Below are 15776 nucleotides of genomic sequence, written 5' to 3'. Positions count from 1 at the left end.
CCATGCGAATCGAACACATTCGACTACAGTGGGTGACAGTTCTCGGCCGCGGCGTGCGCGGTTCCCGGTTGCCCCCGACCCCGACCCCGAGGTCATCGACGTGTTCGTCTCACTACCCCGACGCGCCGCAGTGCTCGTCTCCTCCTGTGCCGTCGTCCTGCTCGCCACGTCCCTGGCCACGACACCGCCGGAACGCCTGGTCGAACGGATCGGAGAGCACCTCGCCGCGCCCGAACCGGAACTGACCCACGGCCACGCGCTGTTCCCCCCGCAACCGCTTCCCACTCCCACGCCCATCCCGCACCCGGGGCAGGTCGCGGTGTGCCAGGAGCCCGGGCGCGACCAGGTCGTCACCCTCCCGGACACCGGGGCCACCGACGACGGAGGGCGCCCGGTGTGGATACGGCGGCCGCCCGGCCCCGACAGCACCGACCTGCCCGTCCTCTACCTGCTGCACGGTTCCGCCTCCACCCACCGCACCCTGATGGAAGCGGGCCTGGGTGCCCGGCTGGATCGGCAGATGTGCCGTACCGGCGTGGAGTTCGTCGTCGCCGCCCCGTACGGGCAGGAGAGCGGGGGCGCCACCACCGAGTGGGGCGACGCCCACGACGGCCGCTTCGCCCTGGAGAGCTTCGTCACCGAGGACGTCGTCTCCGCCGTCGAGGGGGAACACCCGCGACCCCGGTCGCTGCGCTCGATCGGCGGCTTCTCCATGGGCGGCTACGGCGCGGCCGCCCTGGCGCTGCGCCACCCCGACCTCTACTCCCAGGTGGTCGGATGGGCCGGGTACTACCGCGTGGACGATCCGCACGGGACCTTCGGAGAGGACACCGCGCCGCACTCCCCCGACCTCCTGCTGGGCTCCGACGACGTACGCGACCTCAGGTTCCTGCTCGTGGAGGGGCGCTCCGACCACACCCCGCTCCAGCGGGGCAGCATCCAGGGGGAGGCCGAGCGCTTCTCGGCGCTGCTCACCGACCACGGTATGACGGTGGACACCCTCCGGCCCAGGGGCGGCCACGACATGGGGACCTGGACATCCACCTTCCCCGACACCGTGGACTTCCTCGTCTCGGGATGGACCGCTACAGGGTGATCCCGGCCGGGTCAACCCCGGCCCCCTCGGACGGTCCGGTGGGGAACAGTGTGTACCTTCGTCGCTGTTGACGACTACGGCTCGCACGCTCGTTTCCTACACGACTCGGAGGAACCCCCGGTGTCCGGACCCCTGCCGCTGGGAGAGAAGTCGGCGGTTCCCTCAAGGATCGCGACCGTCAGTCTCCACACCTCCCCGCTGGACCAGCCCGGGACCGGCGACGCCGGAGGGCTCAACGTGTACGTGGTCGAGGTGGCCCGACGCATGGCCGAGCGCGACGTGGCCGTGGACGTGTTCACCCGCGCGACCAGCGCCGACCTGCCCCCAGTCGTCGAGCTGGCTCCGGGAGTCAACGTGCGGCACGTGCCCGCCGGACCCTACGGCCACCTCGACAAGAACACCCTCGCCGACCACCTGTGTCCGTTCGTGTTCGGGATGCTGCGCGCCGAGGCCCAGGGCGACCCCGGCCACTACGACCTCGTCCACGGCCACTACTGGCTCTCCGGCAGGGCCGGGGTGATGGCGGCCCGCCGCTGGGGCGTGCCGATGGTGCAGTCGATGCACACCATGGCCCGTGTCAAGAACGCCGCCCTGGCCGAGGGCGACACCCCCGAACCCGAGGCCCGGGTGCGGGGCGAGGACCAGCTGGTCCGGCAGGCCGACCGGCTCATCGCCAACACCGACGACGAGGCCCGCCAGCTCACCGGCTTCTACAACGCCCGCCAGGAGCAGATCAGCACGATCCCCCCCGGCGTCGACCTGGACACCTTCACTCCGGGCTCGCGCGGGCGGGCGCTGGAGCGGATCGGCCTTCCCCGGGACACCGAACTCCTGTTGTTCGTGGGGCGCGTGCAAAGACTCAAGGCCCCGGACGTCCTCATCCGCGCCGCCGCCGACCTGCTCGAACACGACCCCTCACTGCGTTCCCGCCTGGTGGTCGGGATCGTCGGCGGGCTCTCCGGCGGGGGCAGGCACGAGCCGCGGCTGCTCACCGACCTCGCGCGTTCGCTGGGCGTCGCCGACGCGGTGCGGATCGAGCCGCCGCAGGACCGACAGCGTCTGGCCGACTACTACCGGGCCGCCACCGTGACCGTGGTCCCCTCCTACTCCGAGTCGTTCGGCCTGGTGGCCGTCGAGTCGCAGGCCTGCGGCACCCCGGTGCTGGCCGCCCGGGTCGGCGGGCTGACCACGGCGGTCGCCGACGGTGTCTCCGGGGTGCTCGTGGACGGGCACGACCCCCGGCACTACGCGGCGGAACTGCACCGGATGATCACCGAACCGGCCTGGCGTGCCAAGCTGGCCGAGGCGGGCCCCCGACACGCCGCCACCCTGGGGTGGTCGCGGACGGTGGACGAACTCCTGGACGCGTACCGGGACACCCTCGCCCCGCGCGGGCTGCGGCTGGCCCAGGCCCGCTGACACGGGAGCGAGGAGGAGCGCAGTGACGAGAGGCGAAGGCGTGGCAGCGGAGACCGAGCGCGAAGGCGCCATCAGGGCGATCGACGAGGCCGTCGCGGAGGCCGGCCTGGAGGTCGAACGCCCGCGTGAGGGGTCGTTCCTGGTGACGCTCCCCGGCACGGCCAAGCTGAGGACCATGGTGTGGCTGGAGGCCGGACCGCACAGCCTCACCCTCACCTCGTTCTTCTGCCGCCAGCCCGACGAGAACCACGCCGCGTTCTACCGGTGGCTGACCCGGCGGAGCTCGGACATGTACGGGATGGCGTTCGTCTCCGACGACGTCGGCGACGTGTACGTCCGGGGACGGCTGCCGCTGGGCGGCGTCACTCCCGCCGAGGTGGACCGGCTGCTGGGCTGCGCGCTCACCTACTCGGACGAGAACTTCAACACCGCGCTGGAGCTGGGCTTCGCCACGGCGATCCGCAAGGAGTGGAAGTGGCGGACCTCGCGCGGCCACGACACCCGCAATCTGCGGGCCTTCGCGCACCTGGCGGAACCGCCCGCCGAACAGTAGGCCCCGCCGTGGGCGGCCCCCGGGGCGGAATCGCTAGGCTTGCCCCCATGGGAACTCTGGTACTGCTTCGACACGGCGAGAGTGTCTGGAACGCGAAGGGCCTGTTCACCGGTTGGGTGGACGTGGACCTGTCCGCGCAGGGCGAGGAGGAGGCGCGCCGGGGCGGCGAGCTCCTCAAGGCCGCCGGGGTGACCCCGGACGTGCTGCACACGTCTTTGCTCAAGCGCGCGATCCGCACCGCGAACCTCGCGCTGGAGACCGCCGACCTGCACTGGCTGCCGGTCGAGCGCTCCTGGCGCCTCAACGAGCGCCACTACGGCGCCCTCCAGGGCAAGGACAAGGCACAGACCCGCGAGGAGTACGGCGACGACCAGTTCATGGTCTGGCGCCGCTCCTACGACACGCCCCCGCCGCCCATCGCCGACGACGACCCCTACTCCCAGGCCGGGGACGCCCGCTACGGCCTGCTCCCGCCGGAGCTGCTGCCGCGCACCGAGTGCCTCAAGGACGTGCTGGACCGCGCCCTTCCGTACTGGTACGACAGCATCGTCCCGGACCTGGCCGCGGGCCGGACCGTCATGGTCACCGCGCACGGCAACTCGCTGCGCGCCCTGGTCAAGCACCTGGACGGGATCAGCGACGCCGACATCGCGGGGCTGAACATCCCCACCGGCATCCCGCTGGTGTACGAGCTGGACGACGCGTTCCAGCCGACCAACCCGGGCGGCACCTACCTCGACCCGGAGGCCGCCAAGGCCGCCATCGAGGCCGTCGCCAACCAGGGCAAGAAGTAGCCGTCACCCGATCCGTTCCGTGCCCGTGCCGCCTTCAGGCGGTGCGGGCACCGTCGTGTCCGGGGCCGGGCTCGGGCTCGGGGCCGGACCCGGGGCGAGGGGGTCAGTAGACCAGCGCCTGGGCGCCCTCGCGGAGGGTCTCCTCCACGAAGGTCGCCGCGCCCGCGATCCGCACGCCCTCGATCAGGTCCTCCTGCGAAAGCTCCCTGCGGGCGGCGCACTGGGTGCACACCGTGACGCTCCCGGCGGCGAGCACACCCGCGAGGAGGTCCTGGAGCGGTGCGGCGTGCGGAAGCTCGAACCGCTCGGCCCGGCCGGGGAGGGCGAACCAGGAGGCCTCCCCGGTCAGCCAGAGCGAGACGTCCGCGCCGCTCGCGACGGCGGTCGCCGCGACCGTGAGGGCCTGGTTGCAGCGTTCCGGGGAGTCCTCACCGGCCGTGACCTTGATCACCAGGGAACGAGTCATGCGGCCAGCCTACTCAGAAGGCGGTGGCGGTGAGGACGGTGCCCGCGATCGCGCACAGGGCGAAGGCCGTCAGGAGCAGGACCGCCTCGCGGCGGCGGGGGGAGACCCGGGCCGGGCCCTCCTCCACGCCGTGCTCGACGGTGAGCGGGGAACCCTCGGAGGCGACCAGCACCACGCGCCCGTCACGGAGCTCGACGTTGCCGGTGACGCGCACGCGCGCGCCCTGGCGGATGATCCACTCGCGGTACTCGAACTCGATGGTCTCGCCGCGGAAGACACCGGAGATACGGCCCCGCACCCTCGGCAGCAGGTCGTCGGCGGCGGCGGGGACCCCGGGCTGGGGACGCCCGACCAGGCGCTTGAGGCACAGCTCCGGGTCGCGCGGCTCAGCGCCGGAGGGGTCGACGTAGACGCGTTCGGAATCACCGGTACGCCCCTCGGCGACCAGCCCGAACAGCTCCTCCGAGCCGTAGTCGGCGATGGAGTCGCAGGCGCGCTCGGTCACCGCGCCCTCGGCCCGGTCGCGGACGAGCGGGCGGTAGTGCCGGAGCACCTCGTGACCGTGCCAGACGCACTCCGAGCCCGCGAGCCCGGACTCGATGGGGCCGGAGGGGCCGGGGGCGGCCACGCCGGTGAGCGTCACCCTCTGGCCCTTCAGCGGCACGAGGGCGCTCGGGAGGAGCTGGGCCAGCCCGCGCTGGCGCAACCAGCGGCGCAGCCCCACGACGGTCAGCGGCAGCAGGACCACCGCGACGGCGAGCAGCGCCACACCGATCACCATGAACACAGGCAGCCCCTTAGTAAGCGCGTCGGAGGTCAAGGACGACTGCGGGCGCCGAGCCCCAAGGACACACCGCGTCTGTTGACAATCTTTACCAGTTCTCCAGGAAAGCGGGGCCAATTGGGCATGTCCAGTCCAAGGCTCCCCGATGGCACGGAACGCACCCGCGGCGGGGCGTCACGGAGAGGTTCGGGGCGCCGCTAGGCTCGTTGGTTATGGACGCTGAGGTACACCCCGATCTGGAGAAACTGTCGTTCCTGTTCGGACGCTGGGAGGGCGTCGGCGTCGCCGGATACGCCGACGAGGAAGAGCTCCAGTTCGGGCAGGAGGTCGAGTTCGTCGTCAGGGACGGAGCCCCGTACCTGGACTACCGGAGCCGTGCCTGGCGGATGAAGGCCGACGGCACGCTCGGTGAGCTCATCACGGAGGAGTCCGGCTACTGGCGCGCCCTGTCCGAGGAGGACACCGCCCAGTACGCCAAGGACGACGAGAAGAACATCATCCACCTGGAGATCCTGGTCGCCCACAACGAGGGCTTCATCGAGTCCTACCTGGGCAACGTGTTCGCGAACCGGGTGGAGATGGCCACCAACGCGGTGATGCACACCATCACCGGCCTGGAGGTCCAGGCCTCGCACCGCCTCTACGGGCTGTTCGGCGAGGACCGGGACACCCTCGGCTACGCCTGGGACCTGGCCGCGCGCGGGCACGACCTGCGCTCGTACATGTCGGCGCAGCTCAAGAAGGCGGGCGGCAAGTAGCCGCACACGGGCGCGGTTCGCCGTACTCCGACCGGGAGGGTCGGAGGAGGGAAGGGGCGAACCCCGGGCTCTGTCCCGCGTGTGCGGGGCCGGTCGGACCAGGTCCGGCAGCCCGGGGTTCGGGTGTCCGTCAGGGATTCGCACGAACGACGTCGAGCGAATGCTCGGCGTCGCCCTAGCGGACGGCCACCTCGCCAGTCCTCGAGTGAATCATTTCTCGGACCACCTCCTTTCCTGCGTGCCTCGAAGGTACGTCCCCCGGCCACGGTGGGGCAAATGTTTTTCCGGGCGGCGTCGCGCCTGCTCACGGGCGGTCCTCACGGGCGTTCGGCGGGCCGGATAACCTCGGTTCCATGACTTCGCCGCTGCTGACCACACCGGGTGCCGTGAGCGCCGACAGCCCCGACTCCGACGTCGCCGCGCACTACGGCGACCCCTCCCACGAGGCCCGCGCGATGGAGCGCTCCAGCGCCTGGGTCGACCGGAGCAACCGGGGCGTGGTGCGCGTGACCGGACCCGACCGCCTGGGCTGGCTCAACGACATCACCAGTCAGCTGACCCGGGACCTGGCCCCCGGAACCGCCACCGAGGCCCTGGTCCTGGACACCCGGGGGCACCTTCGCCACCACCTGTCCCTCGTGGACGACGGCGAGACCACCTGGGTGCACACCGAGCCCGGCGGCGGCGCGGGCCTCGCCGGGTTCCTGGACTCCATGGTGTTCATGCTGCGCGTGGAGGTCGAGGACCTCTCCGAGGCGATCTCCGTGCTGACCGTGCTGGGCCCGGAGCGCGCCCGGGTCGCCGACGCGGCCGAGGGCGTGGCACGGCGCGAGACCGAGGACGAGACCGACCTGTTCGTGCCCTCCGGTGACCTCGTCGCGGTCGCGGAGAAGCTCACCGCCGCCGGGGCCCGACCCGCGGGGATGTGGCCCTACGAGGCCCACCGGATCGCCGCGCACCGGGCGCGCCCCGGTCTGGACTCGGACGAGCGCTCCATTCCGCACGAGATGGACTGGATCGGCTCCGCCGTGCACCTGGAGAAGGGGTGCTACCCCGGTCAGGAGACCGTGGCGCGGGTGCACAACCTTGGCCGTCCGCCCCGCCGACTGGTGATGCTGCACCTGGACGGGACCGTCGAGAGGCTCCCCAAGCTCGGCAGCGACATCGAGTTGGACGGGCGCAAGGTGGGCCGGGTGGGGACCTCGTCCCGCCACCACGAGCTGGGCCCGATCGCCCTCGGCCTGGTCAAGCGCACCGTCCCCGTCGACGCCGACCTGGTCGTGGACGGGATCGCCGCCGGGCAGGAGGTCATCGTGGACCCGGACACCGGCGCCAACGCCGACCTCGACGACTTCCGCCGCAGGCCCAGGTAGGCGGGCGCGGCTGACCCGACGGGTCCGACGCGGGCGGGGGCGGACCGGATCACCGGCCCGCCCCCGCCCGTTCCGTGTGAGGTCAGGGGACGAGGACGATCTTGCCCCGGGTCCGGCCGGTCTGGTTGAGGCGCCAGGCCTCGGCCGCCTCCGCCAACGGGAACTCCCGGTCGACGTGCACGCTCAGAGCGCCCCGGTCGGCCAGACCGGCGAGTTCGACCAGGTCGTCGTGGTCGGGCCGTACCCACACGTACTGGCCGCCGAGGGCGAGCACCCCCGGGTCGGCGATCGACACGACCCGGTCGGGCCGGTCGGTGACCGGCAGCTCGGCCACCCCGCCGCCCACGAAGTCGAGGACCGCGTCCACGCCCCCTGGCGCCAGTTCCCGCACCCGCTCGGCGAGCCCGTCCCCGTAGGTGACCGGTTCCGCGCCCAGTTCCCGCAGGTACTCGTGGTTGCGCTCACTGGCGGTGCCGATGACTCGTGCGCCCCGGTCGACGGCGATCTGCACGCCGAACGCGCCCACGCCTCCGGCCGCCGCGTGCACCAGCACCGTGTCACCGGCGCCCACGGCGACGCGCTGGAGGGACTGGAACGCCGTCAGGCCCGCGAGGGGTACCCCGGCGGCCTCCTGCCAGCTCAGCGAGGCGGGCTTGGGGGCGATCAGTCGGACGCTCGCGGAGACCAGCTCGGCGTAGGAGCCGTTGCGCGCCCAGTCCTTGCGGACGTAGCCGTAGACCTCGTCGCCGACCGCGTACTCCCCCGCGTCGAAGCCGACCGCCTCGACCACGCCCGCGACGTCCCAGCCCGGGATCAGCGGGAACGCCGCCTCCATCACCGGGTCGAGCCCGCCTGCCGCGAGCTTCCAGTCCACGGGGTTCACCCCGGCCGCGCGGACGCGGATCAGGACCTCCCCGGGTGCCACCTTGGGATCGGGCAGGTCTACGAGGGACAGGTCGTCGGCGGAACCGTACTGCTGTAGTGCTATGGCCTTCATGTCCGTTGACAAGGAGCCGTACCGGGGATTCATTCCGTCCGGACGCGGCGGGTCACGGTGGGATATCCCTGTCCCCCGGACTCGGCCCCGCCCCCGTGCTCGACGGGGCGTCTAGCCGGGACCGCGCGGCCGCTGGTGAGGTCCATCCCCGCCTGGTCTTGGGCACATGTGGTCCCCTGGGGGCGTCCAGGGGGTCACATGGCTTCTCGGGGTTACGCCTCGGCGCGAGCGGTGAAGAGCAGGGCCACCCACTCACGGCCGGGGAACAGGATGTGCCCCTGGTCTCGGTGCTGGGTGTCGCGGACAGCCGAGGCGCCGGGGAGGTCGGCGACCTCGACGCAGTTCTGCCCATGGGAGCTGCTGTAGCTCGACTTGCGGAAGGTGAGTTCGGTGGTGTTGTGGTGCATGGGAGGGACCTCCGATGAGGGTGGGTGACATCTACTTCGGCGGTTTCGAGTCCCTGGCCTCGTGCATCCATGCCAGGGGCGACCGGTCCAGCGCGAGCTTCGCGAGGCGTTGCGCGGAGTCGGTCCGCAACGACGCCAACGAAGTATCGATCCACGCCTGGGTGTCCGTGCCCTGCTCCCGGTACTCCAGCGCCTGGAGAAGGCATTCGAGTTTGTCGGCGTCCTTCGCGCACCGGGCCTCGGCGGACTCCTTGGCCTCGTACTCCGCCTCCGCACCGACGATGAGCCGTGCCAGACCCTGCGACATTCCGGCCGTCTGATCGGCGGTCACCTCGCTGTTCGGGGACGCTTTCAGGTACCGCTTGCCGATGTAGGGGATGTCCGTCAGTCGTGTCTCCTGGGTGTCGTGGAACAGGGCGAGGAACGCGGCACGCTCCGGGTTCGCGCCCTCCAGCTCCGCGACCACGGCCGCGACGAGTGCCGCGCGGTGCGAATGGTCGGCGATCGACTCAGGAGCGGGAACACCAGCGATCACCCACCCTGTGCGCTTGTACCGCTTGAGCAACCCCGCCTCGTACAGATAGTCGAGTGCCCGCAAGTCCGTCTGCTCTTCCATGGAAGCCCTTCTAGCGCCGTTGAACCGTTCGAAGAGCGTAGGACACCTCTTCGAGTTCGCGCCTTGACTGGGGTGAAACGACGGCCTCCGACAACATTTGAGACACCGACACGATCAAGTCGGTAGCGATCTTCTTTGTCAGCAAACCCGGCTTGCGGATGATAAGCGCCCACAAGGTGTGGCAGACGACGTCTACGTAAGGATTGTCTGGGTTCAATCTCCGCATGAGATGTTTCAGCAAGCGGTCTCCGTGCCAGGAGTCCAAGTCGAGCTCCACCATGAACGTGTCCGCCAACTGAGGGTCCGCCACTTCCCCGAGCCAGTAGGCCCAGTAGTTCAAGTTCGCGATCTCGCAGGCGTCCGTGGATATGTGCACATCGATGAAGCTGGGCAGTGCTCCGTCATCACCCGCCCGCGCCAACGTGTGCGCTCCGGAGCGGACCACGGCCCACGAAGGTGTCCACTCCACGGTGTTCCCAAGGCGGCGCTGCTCTGCGCGTTGCATCACCGCCAACCACTCGACTGTCTCCGACGACTTATCGAACCCCGCCACGTAGTGCGCCTGACGGCGCAGGAGCGCACCTTCCACCGAGTTCTTCGCGGCCTGCTCCGCAGCAGACTGAAGGTGGGAAACCATATGGCGACGCTCGTCCGCGCCCAAGTTTGGACCGGTTCCCGATGGCCCCCGCCGCCGAAGCGGCGTAGCTTCTTTGAGCTGGTTAGGGACATCCCCCGTGAAGGGCCACGCTACGAGTTCGGTGAATGGGCGGGTGATCACCCATGTCGCCAGCGGGTGGTTTTCCAAGTCAATCGGCCCATCCACAGCGAGCACGTAGCCAATGAACCTGTCCGCCTCCAACCCCGTGTCCAGCTGAATCAGGAGCCGTGGCGAAGCGCCCAACCGGTGGAGCTGGTGACGCAGCTTCAAGTACGCACCCGCTGAGATGGACATGAGCGGACGCCGCCCCGATTCCCAGCCCTGAAGCGTTGACACGTCCACTCGGACCTTGTCTGCGAGTTGTTCCTGAGTGAGGCCTACCGTCTGTCGGATTGTCTTCAGCACGTACCCCGACACCCGCCCCTCACGTTCTGCGTCAGCGCGCCGAGTCGAACTGTGACCAGCAGTCAGAGTTGAGGGTGCAATGCGCTTGGCCATGGGGGCTCCGAGGGGATAACTCGTACTCCCAGTCCGTGGCCCGGAAGTGCTGCGGTCCGTAGCGTCATAGCCACACTACAGATACAGCTCCAACCGCAAGGCGATGAGCGTAACCACAGCAGACGCGAAGTCCCCATCCGAGCGGGTCACAGCGGACTACCCACACTGGCCCGCTACGCATGCGGGTGAACCTGGTCTGTGGGTGGCGTCTCACAAAGACATCATCGAACTGGATCGTCGCCGAGACGATCGATCGATTGTTGGACTATTTGGAGGACGGTACGAGTCGAGGCAGCGCGTTCAACCGTGGAGCAGGCCTCACCTGACGACGACCGCTACCCCCGAATGAAACGGGCTCAGGGAAGCGCGGCAACGCTTTCCTGAGCCCTTGATCCCAGAATTCCCAACCTAGTCAAGCCAGAAAGCAGGATCTGTGACGCACCCTACCCCTGCCCCCTCACCGCCCATCCACGCGGGACCACTGCCCTGCGCGAGATGCGGCGAGACCGTCGACAGCCGCGACCCGGCCTGCTGGAACTGCGGACTCGTGTTCGGAGGAGGAGCCCACCACTACCCTGCCCGCCGTCACAGGACCCACCGGCTGTGGATACCCCTCCGGACCCCTGCCGATCACGGACCCCGAGCTCGGGCCGCCCAACTCCTGGAAATGCTCCTGAGCTACCAACTGATCTGCGACGCCTACCTCGACGGCGACGAGTTCGTAGTGACGGAAAAGGACACCCGCCGGGATCTCACCGCGGATCAGGTCCTGAACGAGTACGGCGACCGCCTCGCCGAAATGGTCACGACCGTGATGAAGCACAGCACCGCCACCACCACGGACGTGTCCGTGGACGTGGCTGGAGGCGCCGTCCCCTACATCGAGCACGTGAACGAACGCGCCACCGAGTACGCCAAGTACTGGCCGGGAAAGCAGATCGACCATGCCTAGGACACCCGCGTGGTGTGGAGTGCCTGGCTCGCAGAACCACGCATCATCGTGTTCGGTGGTGACCTGGTGAGGCCCGCTCCGCCGTTCTCCCCCGAACTGGCCCACCGTGAGGTGGTAGCCCCCGTGGCGAGCTTCATCAAGCCGTTCCACTCCCACTACTTCTCCCGCACCGTCGGCCCGCCCTACCGCAAGCGCCAGTACTCCTTCGCCGGACTCCCCGGCCTGATGCCCCTGGTCCGCGCGTTCCTGGACACCAGCGCCGCCGAGCGGTGTGAGGAGTTCCAGTTCCTGTTCACCCTGCTGGGTTGCGAGTTGGCGAACAATGCCATCGCCCACTCACGGTCGAGCGAGCGAGGAAGCACCTACACCTTGACGGTGGATCGGGGTGCTAAGGGGATGACGTTGATCTGCCGTGACCAGGGCAGCCGTCTGCCGCAGGAGAAGGGCAACTTCACCGCCGCCACGTTCGAGGAGATCGAGGCGGGCACCGCGAAGGGTCGGGGGTTGGCGCTGATCGACGCTCTGGCGGACCGGTGGGGCGACAACGGCGATCCGAAGTTCCGGCAGGTGTGGTTCTTCCTGGCCTACGACCTCACCGACAACCCATGGATGCAGATCGACACCGAAGACACCGACGACGCCGAGGACATCGGCAAGAACGAGGTGGAGTGCTGATGTTGGACATCGACACCAGGGACCTGCTCGAAAGCGCCGAAAACGCGCTCACCGCTCCCGAGTATCTGACTCCCGCGCAGGAGGACGTGTGGCACAACCACACCCTGCGCAACCGCATGCCTCTGGTGCTGGAGGCGCTGCGTATCGCCCGGGAGGAAGGCGACGCGGAACGGGCCATGGCGCTCATCGACCAGGCCGTACACGACTACCCCGCCCCCACCCGGGTCCCTGGAAACAGGCCGGTCCCGGGATCGGTGCCGAGGCAGAACACCCCCACGCAGACGTTTCCGGTTCTCGAACGCGAGTTGTCGGAGCTGCTGCACACCCACTGGGTCATGACCATCGAGGGAACTCCCCCGAACGAGGTGTTCGTGGGCCGACGCCCCCTGGGCTGGGTGGGTGAGGGTGACCCGTTCGAGAGGATCACCGCCCCCACCCGCACCGAACTCTTCCGCCTGCTGGCCCAGCGCCACCGCGCCGACCACCAGCACGACCCGGAACCCCCAACCGCCGCCTAAAGGCGTTCATGAAAAAGGCTCTGGCGGGTGCGACAACACCCCCAGAGCAGGCCGACAACCAAGCATCCTTGAAGAGAAGAGATTGCCGACATGGCCATTGTGCCGCACACCCCTGCCCGCAAGCACACGAACAGCCCTCCCGGTGATGGGCTCCGGTGGGAGTGCCAGGTCTACCCCGGACAGCTCTCCCACACCAGCCAGGTCCGCTCCGACCTGGACACCGACCTCACCCGCCTGACCGGGGTACCGGGCGAGGTGCGCGAAGAGATGGTGCTTGTGCGTCAGCGAGATGTTCGCCAACGCCTGCGAGCACTCCCGCTCCGGACAGGACCCGGACGGCAGGGTGGTCCGCACCCTGGAGACACCTGCCCCGGGGCTGGTGAGGGTGTCGATCATCGACGACGGCACCCGCACCGACACCACCGGCTCCCTCCCGAGGGTTCCGCGCAGGCGCACCCGCAAGGACTGGGAGCAGGCCGAACGCGGCCGTGGCCTGCTCATGGTCGGTGAGCTGGCATCGAAGTGGGGGTTCCGGCCCGTGCTGGACTTCCCCTTCTGCGAGGGGCTGGGCACGGTCATCTGGGCCGAGTTCACCCTCCCGGCCTTGGCCACCGCTGGGGGCACCCGATGACGGAGCACATCAGCGCTCAGGTTCGTGCCGAAGTGCGGTCGGTCCTGACCGCCCCGCGAGGCCACCGCTTCACCCGACCGGCCGGGCGTCCGCTCCGGGCCGTCTCGATTCCGCCGAAGGAACCCCAGACGGAAGCTTCCCGATCGGAGATGCCCTGGGAGGAGACCCACCAGGCCCGACAGGAACGACTGCTCCGCCAGATGGACGGCAACCCCCGGGTCGCGTACATGCTCCAACACGGACCGGTGCCGCACTGGGTCAAGGTCGCCCGTCAACACCGCGAACAGAAAGCCCGCGAAGCCCGACAGGCCGCCGCCGACACCCGAACCGAGCCCGAGGCAGAACCGGTCCGCACCCGGGGCCGCCACCGGGCGCCCCGCCGCTGGTGGGGCTGGCCCGCCACCGCCATCGGAGCCACCCTCCTCCTGGGACAGACCGCCATGGAAACCCTGGGAGCGAGCCTGGCACCCGACATCGGCATCCCGATCTAACCGAACAACGAACCGGGGCCCGGCACACACGCCGGGCCCCGGGGCGGTCAGTCCTCGCGCCCGTGCCACCGCCTCGTAGGGGGTCCGCCTAGCGCAGGGCGGCCGCCAGACGCTCGTCGTGCAGACGCTCGCCCCAGGCCGGGGGAAGCGGGTTGAGCTGGCCGACGCGCCAGCGCAGCAGCAGGTCGGCCAGCTGCGGGTTGCGCGGCAGGGCCGGACCGTGCAGGTAGGTGCCGAGGATCTGCCCCTGGTAGGCGCCCTCGGTGTGGTCGTCGTTACCGATCCCCTTCACCGTGGTGGACAGCGGCCGAGCCTGCGGGCCGATCTGCGTGCGCCCCTGGTGGTTCTCGAAACCGGTGATCCGGCCGACACCCAAAGCCGGGTCGACGTCGGCGACGATCTCACCCACGGCGCGGGTCTGCCCCCGGTTGCTGCGGATGTCGAGGATGCCCACGCCCGGGAGCGGGTTGGCCTCGTCGTCGCCGTAGCTCTCACCGATGATCTGGTATCCGGCGCAGACCGCGAAAACGCACGCCCCGCGCGCGGCGGCCCGGGCCAGCCCGCCGTCCGAGCGCAGGCGCTCGGCGGCCAGGATCTGCGGACGGTCCTCGCCGCCGCCGAGCAGGTAGATGTCGCCCTGCTCGGGCACCGGGTCGCTGGAGTGCACGTGCACGATCTCGGTGGGGATGCCGCGCAGTTCGGCGCGGCGCTTGAGGATGAGGACGTTGCCCTGGTCCCCGTACGTGCTGAGCAGGTCGGGGTAGATCCACACGATCCGCAGGGCGCTGCTGGTGTTCGACATGGGTGTGTCTCCTACTGGACGCGGCCGTACGCCGTGCGGATCTGCTGGAAGGCTGTGTAGTTGGCGATGACGTCGACCTTGGTGATGTCGGGGCGCTCGGCCTTGAGCTTGGCCAGCACCTCGTCCACGCGGTCGGCGGTCTCGAAGGGCACCTCGTCGGTCTCCAGGCGCAGCGCGAGGTCGGTACGGCGCTCGCCCATGACGAACACCCTGCGGTCGCGCAGCACCGTGTAGTCGACGTCCCAGAGCCAGGAGGTGTCCTTGCCATCGGGGATCTGGGCGTTCACCGCGAGGATCACGGGGACGCGGGGCGGGTCCAGGACCGCGAACGACTCCAGCCACCCGGCCGGGTTCTTGGCGAGCAGCAGACGGACCTCGACCCCCATGGTGACCACCGAGGTGTAGCGCCCGGCCACCGAGGTGACCTCGCGCAGCCGCTCGATGGTGCGTTCGGGGTGCATGCCGTACCCGGCGGCGGTGGCGGCGGCGATCGCCGCGTTGGCCCGGTTGGCGTCACCGGGCAGGTTCATCCGGAGCTTGATCTGCTGTCCGTCGGGGGCGATCAGCAGGTCGTTGTCGTTGTCCACCGCCCAGGTGGCCCGGGGCCGCGCCAGACCGCACTCGGGGCACTCCCAGTGCGGGTCGGTGTCGCGCTTGAGGTGGCCGCCGCACTCGGGGCAGCACCAGGAGTCCTCCTTCCAGCGCTGACCGGCCGACACCCAGGTGGCGTTCGGGGCGCCGAGCCCCGCCCAGGCCACCAGCGGGTCGTCGGCGTTGGCGATGACGTGGGTGTTGCTCTGCGACAGGGCGGTCCGCCACTTCTTCGCAAGCAGGTTGATCTCGGAGGCGCGGTCCATCTGGTCGCGGCTGAGGTTCATCAGGACCACGAAGGAGGGGTTGGTGGCCTTGAGCACCTGGGGGAGATACTTCTCGTCCACCTCCAGCACACCGTTGACGGCCGACTTGTTGTCGGACAGGGCGGTGATGTGCCCGGTGGGCATGTTCGCGCCGTGCTCGTTGGTCGCCACGTCCCCGAACTCGCGCAGGGCCTGCGCGATGAGCCGGGTGGTGGTCGTCTTGCCGTTGGTGGCGCTGATCAGGGCCAGGCGGCGGCCCTGGGCGAGTTTGGCGAGCAGGTCGGGTTCGACCTTGAGGGCGACGCGCCCACCGATGACGGAGCCGTCTCCGCGTCCGGTGGCCCTGGACAGGCTGGCTGCGCTCCTGCCCAGTACCGAGGCCAGTTGGGCGCGCAAGGGAAGCTCGCTCATCAATTCTCCACGATCGCTAG

19 protein-coding genes are annotated in these 15776 nt (G+C 69.8%); 11 read left to right on the top strand and 8 right to left on the bottom strand.

Annotated elements, in window-relative coordinates; translation table 11 throughout:
* The first annotated feature begins 100 nt into the window (after nucleotides 1-100).
* From ACFYL4_RS06550 to ACFYL4_RS06535, 4 genes are all read left to right on the top strand, one after another.
* A complete protein-coding gene (locus tag ACFYL4_RS06550; protein WP_387517179.1) occupies nucleotides 101-1096 on the top strand; it encodes an alpha/beta hydrolase in 996 nt (331 codons plus the stop codon).
* Between the two features lie 120 nt (nucleotides 1097-1216).
* The gene (gene mshA / locus ACFYL4_RS06545) at nucleotides 1217-2515 is read left to right on the top strand and encodes a D-inositol-3-phosphate glycosyltransferase (RefSeq protein WP_357756715.1); all 1299 of its coding nucleotides are present in this window, start codon (nucleotides 1217-1219) and stop codon (nucleotides 2513-2515) included.
* Nucleotides 2516-2555: 40 nt separating this feature from the next.
* The gene (locus tag ACFYL4_RS06540) at nucleotides 2556-3068 is read left to right on the top strand and encodes a YbjN domain-containing protein (RefSeq protein ID WP_387516943.1); all 513 of its coding nucleotides are present in this window, start codon (nucleotides 2556-2558) and stop codon (nucleotides 3066-3068) included.
* A gap of 47 nt (nucleotides 3069-3115) precedes the next feature.
* Nucleotides 3116-3862, top strand: a complete 747-nt coding sequence (locus ACFYL4_RS06535; RefSeq protein WP_357756710.1) for a phosphoglyceromutase — start codon at nucleotides 3116-3118, stop codon at nucleotides 3860-3862.
* A gap of 103 nt (nucleotides 3863-3965) precedes the next feature.
* Here the strand turns inward: ACFYL4_RS06535 and ACFYL4_RS06530 are convergent, their stop codons facing one another.
* Together ACFYL4_RS06530 and ACFYL4_RS06525 are read right to left on the bottom strand one after the other, a co-directional pair.
* Nucleotides 3966-4328, bottom strand: coding sequence for a DsrE family protein (locus tag ACFYL4_RS06530; protein ID WP_357756707.1), 363 nt, complete (start codon nucleotides 4326-4328; stop codon nucleotides 3966-3968).
* A gap of 13 nt (nucleotides 4329-4341) precedes the next feature.
* A complete protein-coding gene (locus ACFYL4_RS06525) occupies nucleotides 4342-5109 on the bottom strand; it encodes a hypothetical protein (protein ID WP_357756914.1) in 768 nt (255 codons plus the stop codon).
* A 215-nt stretch (nucleotides 5110-5324) separates the two neighbouring features.
* Here ACFYL4_RS06525 and ACFYL4_RS06520 point away from each other — a divergent pair, with 215 nt between their 5' ends.
* Both ACFYL4_RS06520 and ACFYL4_RS06515 read left to right on the top strand, forming a co-directional pair.
* Entirely contained in the window at nucleotides 5325-5870 is a 546-nt protein-coding gene (locus tag ACFYL4_RS06520; protein WP_387516940.1) for an FABP family protein, read from the top strand.
* Nucleotides 5871-6223: 353 nt separating this feature from the next.
* Entirely contained in the window at nucleotides 6224-7243 is a 1020-nt protein-coding gene (locus ACFYL4_RS06515; RefSeq protein ID WP_387516938.1) for a YgfZ/GcvT domain-containing protein, read from the top strand.
* A gap of 82 nt (nucleotides 7244-7325) precedes the next feature.
* Here the strand turns inward: ACFYL4_RS06515 and ACFYL4_RS06510 are convergent, their stop codons facing one another.
* The 4 genes from ACFYL4_RS06510 to ACFYL4_RS06495 all read right to left on the bottom strand — a co-directional run bounded on the left by ACFYL4_RS06510 (nucleotide 7326) and on the right by ACFYL4_RS06495 (nucleotide 10326).
* On the bottom strand, nucleotides 7326-8240 hold the full coding sequence (locus ACFYL4_RS06510; RefSeq protein ID WP_387516936.1) for an NADP-dependent oxidoreductase: 915 nt from the start codon (nucleotides 8238-8240) through the stop codon (nucleotides 7326-7328).
* Between the two features lie 212 nt (nucleotides 8241-8452).
* Nucleotides 8453-8647 (bottom strand): DUF397 domain-containing protein, encoded by a 195-nt coding sequence (locus tag ACFYL4_RS06505; RefSeq protein WP_387516934.1) that lies wholly within the window; start codon nucleotides 8645-8647, stop codon nucleotides 8453-8455.
* A gap of 31 nt (nucleotides 8648-8678) precedes the next feature.
* Nucleotides 8679-9263 carry an HD family hydrolase gene (locus ACFYL4_RS06500; protein ID WP_387516932.1) on the bottom strand — a complete coding sequence of 195 codons (585 nt, stop codon included), beginning with the start codon at nucleotides 9261-9263 and terminating at the stop codon, nucleotides 8679-8681.
* 10 nt (nucleotides 9264-9273) lie between these two features.
* Nucleotides 9274-10326, bottom strand: a complete 1053-nt coding sequence (locus ACFYL4_RS06495) for a helix-turn-helix domain-containing protein (protein WP_387516930.1) — start codon at nucleotides 10324-10326, stop codon at nucleotides 9274-9276.
* A gap of 760 nt (nucleotides 10327-11086) precedes the next feature.
* Between ACFYL4_RS06495 and ACFYL4_RS06490 the strand changes: the two genes are divergently transcribed.
* The 5 genes from ACFYL4_RS06490 to ACFYL4_RS06470 all read left to right on the top strand — a co-directional run bounded on the left by ACFYL4_RS06490 (nucleotide 11087) and on the right by ACFYL4_RS06470 (nucleotide 13686).
* Nucleotides 11087-11371: a hypothetical protein gene (locus ACFYL4_RS06490; RefSeq protein ID WP_387516928.1), complete on the top strand. Its 285-nt coding sequence runs from the start codon at nucleotides 11087-11089 to the stop codon at nucleotides 11369-11371.
* A 66-nt stretch (nucleotides 11372-11437) separates the two neighbouring features.
* Nucleotides 11438-12046 carry an ATP-binding protein gene (locus ACFYL4_RS06485; RefSeq protein ID WP_387516926.1) on the top strand — a complete coding sequence of 203 codons (609 nt, stop codon included), beginning with the start codon at nucleotides 11438-11440 and terminating at the stop codon, nucleotides 12044-12046.
* Nucleotides 12046-12564 carry a hypothetical protein gene (locus ACFYL4_RS06480; protein WP_387516924.1) on the top strand — a complete coding sequence of 173 codons (519 nt, stop codon included), beginning with the start codon at nucleotides 12046-12048 and terminating at the stop codon, nucleotides 12562-12564. Before ACFYL4_RS06485 ends, ACFYL4_RS06480 begins: the two co-directional genes overlap by 1 nt.
* 274 nt (nucleotides 12565-12838) lie before the next feature.
* On the top strand, nucleotides 12839-13195 hold the full coding sequence (locus tag ACFYL4_RS06475; RefSeq protein WP_387516922.1) for an ATP-binding protein: 357 nt from the start codon (nucleotides 12839-12841) through the stop codon (nucleotides 13193-13195).
* A 149-nt stretch (nucleotides 13196-13344) separates the two neighbouring features.
* On the top strand, nucleotides 13345-13686 hold the full coding sequence (locus ACFYL4_RS06470; protein WP_387516920.1) for a hypothetical protein: 342 nt from the start codon (nucleotides 13345-13347) through the stop codon (nucleotides 13684-13686).
* Between the two features lie 88 nt (nucleotides 13687-13774).
* On the opposite strand, the gene ACFYL4_RS06465 is transcribed toward ACFYL4_RS06470, so the two are convergent.
* Both ACFYL4_RS06465 and ACFYL4_RS06460 read right to left on the bottom strand, forming a co-directional pair.
* Entirely contained in the window at nucleotides 13775-14488 is a 714-nt protein-coding gene (locus ACFYL4_RS06465; RefSeq protein ID WP_357756654.1) for a glutamine amidotransferase, read from the bottom strand.
* An 11-nt stretch (nucleotides 14489-14499) separates the two neighbouring features.
* A complete protein-coding gene (locus ACFYL4_RS06460) occupies nucleotides 14500-15756 on the bottom strand; it encodes a MurT ligase domain-containing protein (RefSeq protein ID WP_387516918.1) in 1257 nt (418 codons plus the stop codon).
* Between the last annotated feature and the right edge of the window lie 20 nt (nucleotides 15757-15776).

The organism is Nocardiopsis sp. NPDC006938, assembly GCF_042869555.1.
Taxonomy (GTDB): Bacteria; Actinomycetota; Actinomycetes; order Streptosporangiales; family Streptosporangiaceae; genus Nocardiopsis.
The sequence above is the reverse complement of the archived record's forward strand: the minus strand, read 5'-3'. Positions and strand labels throughout refer to the sequence as shown.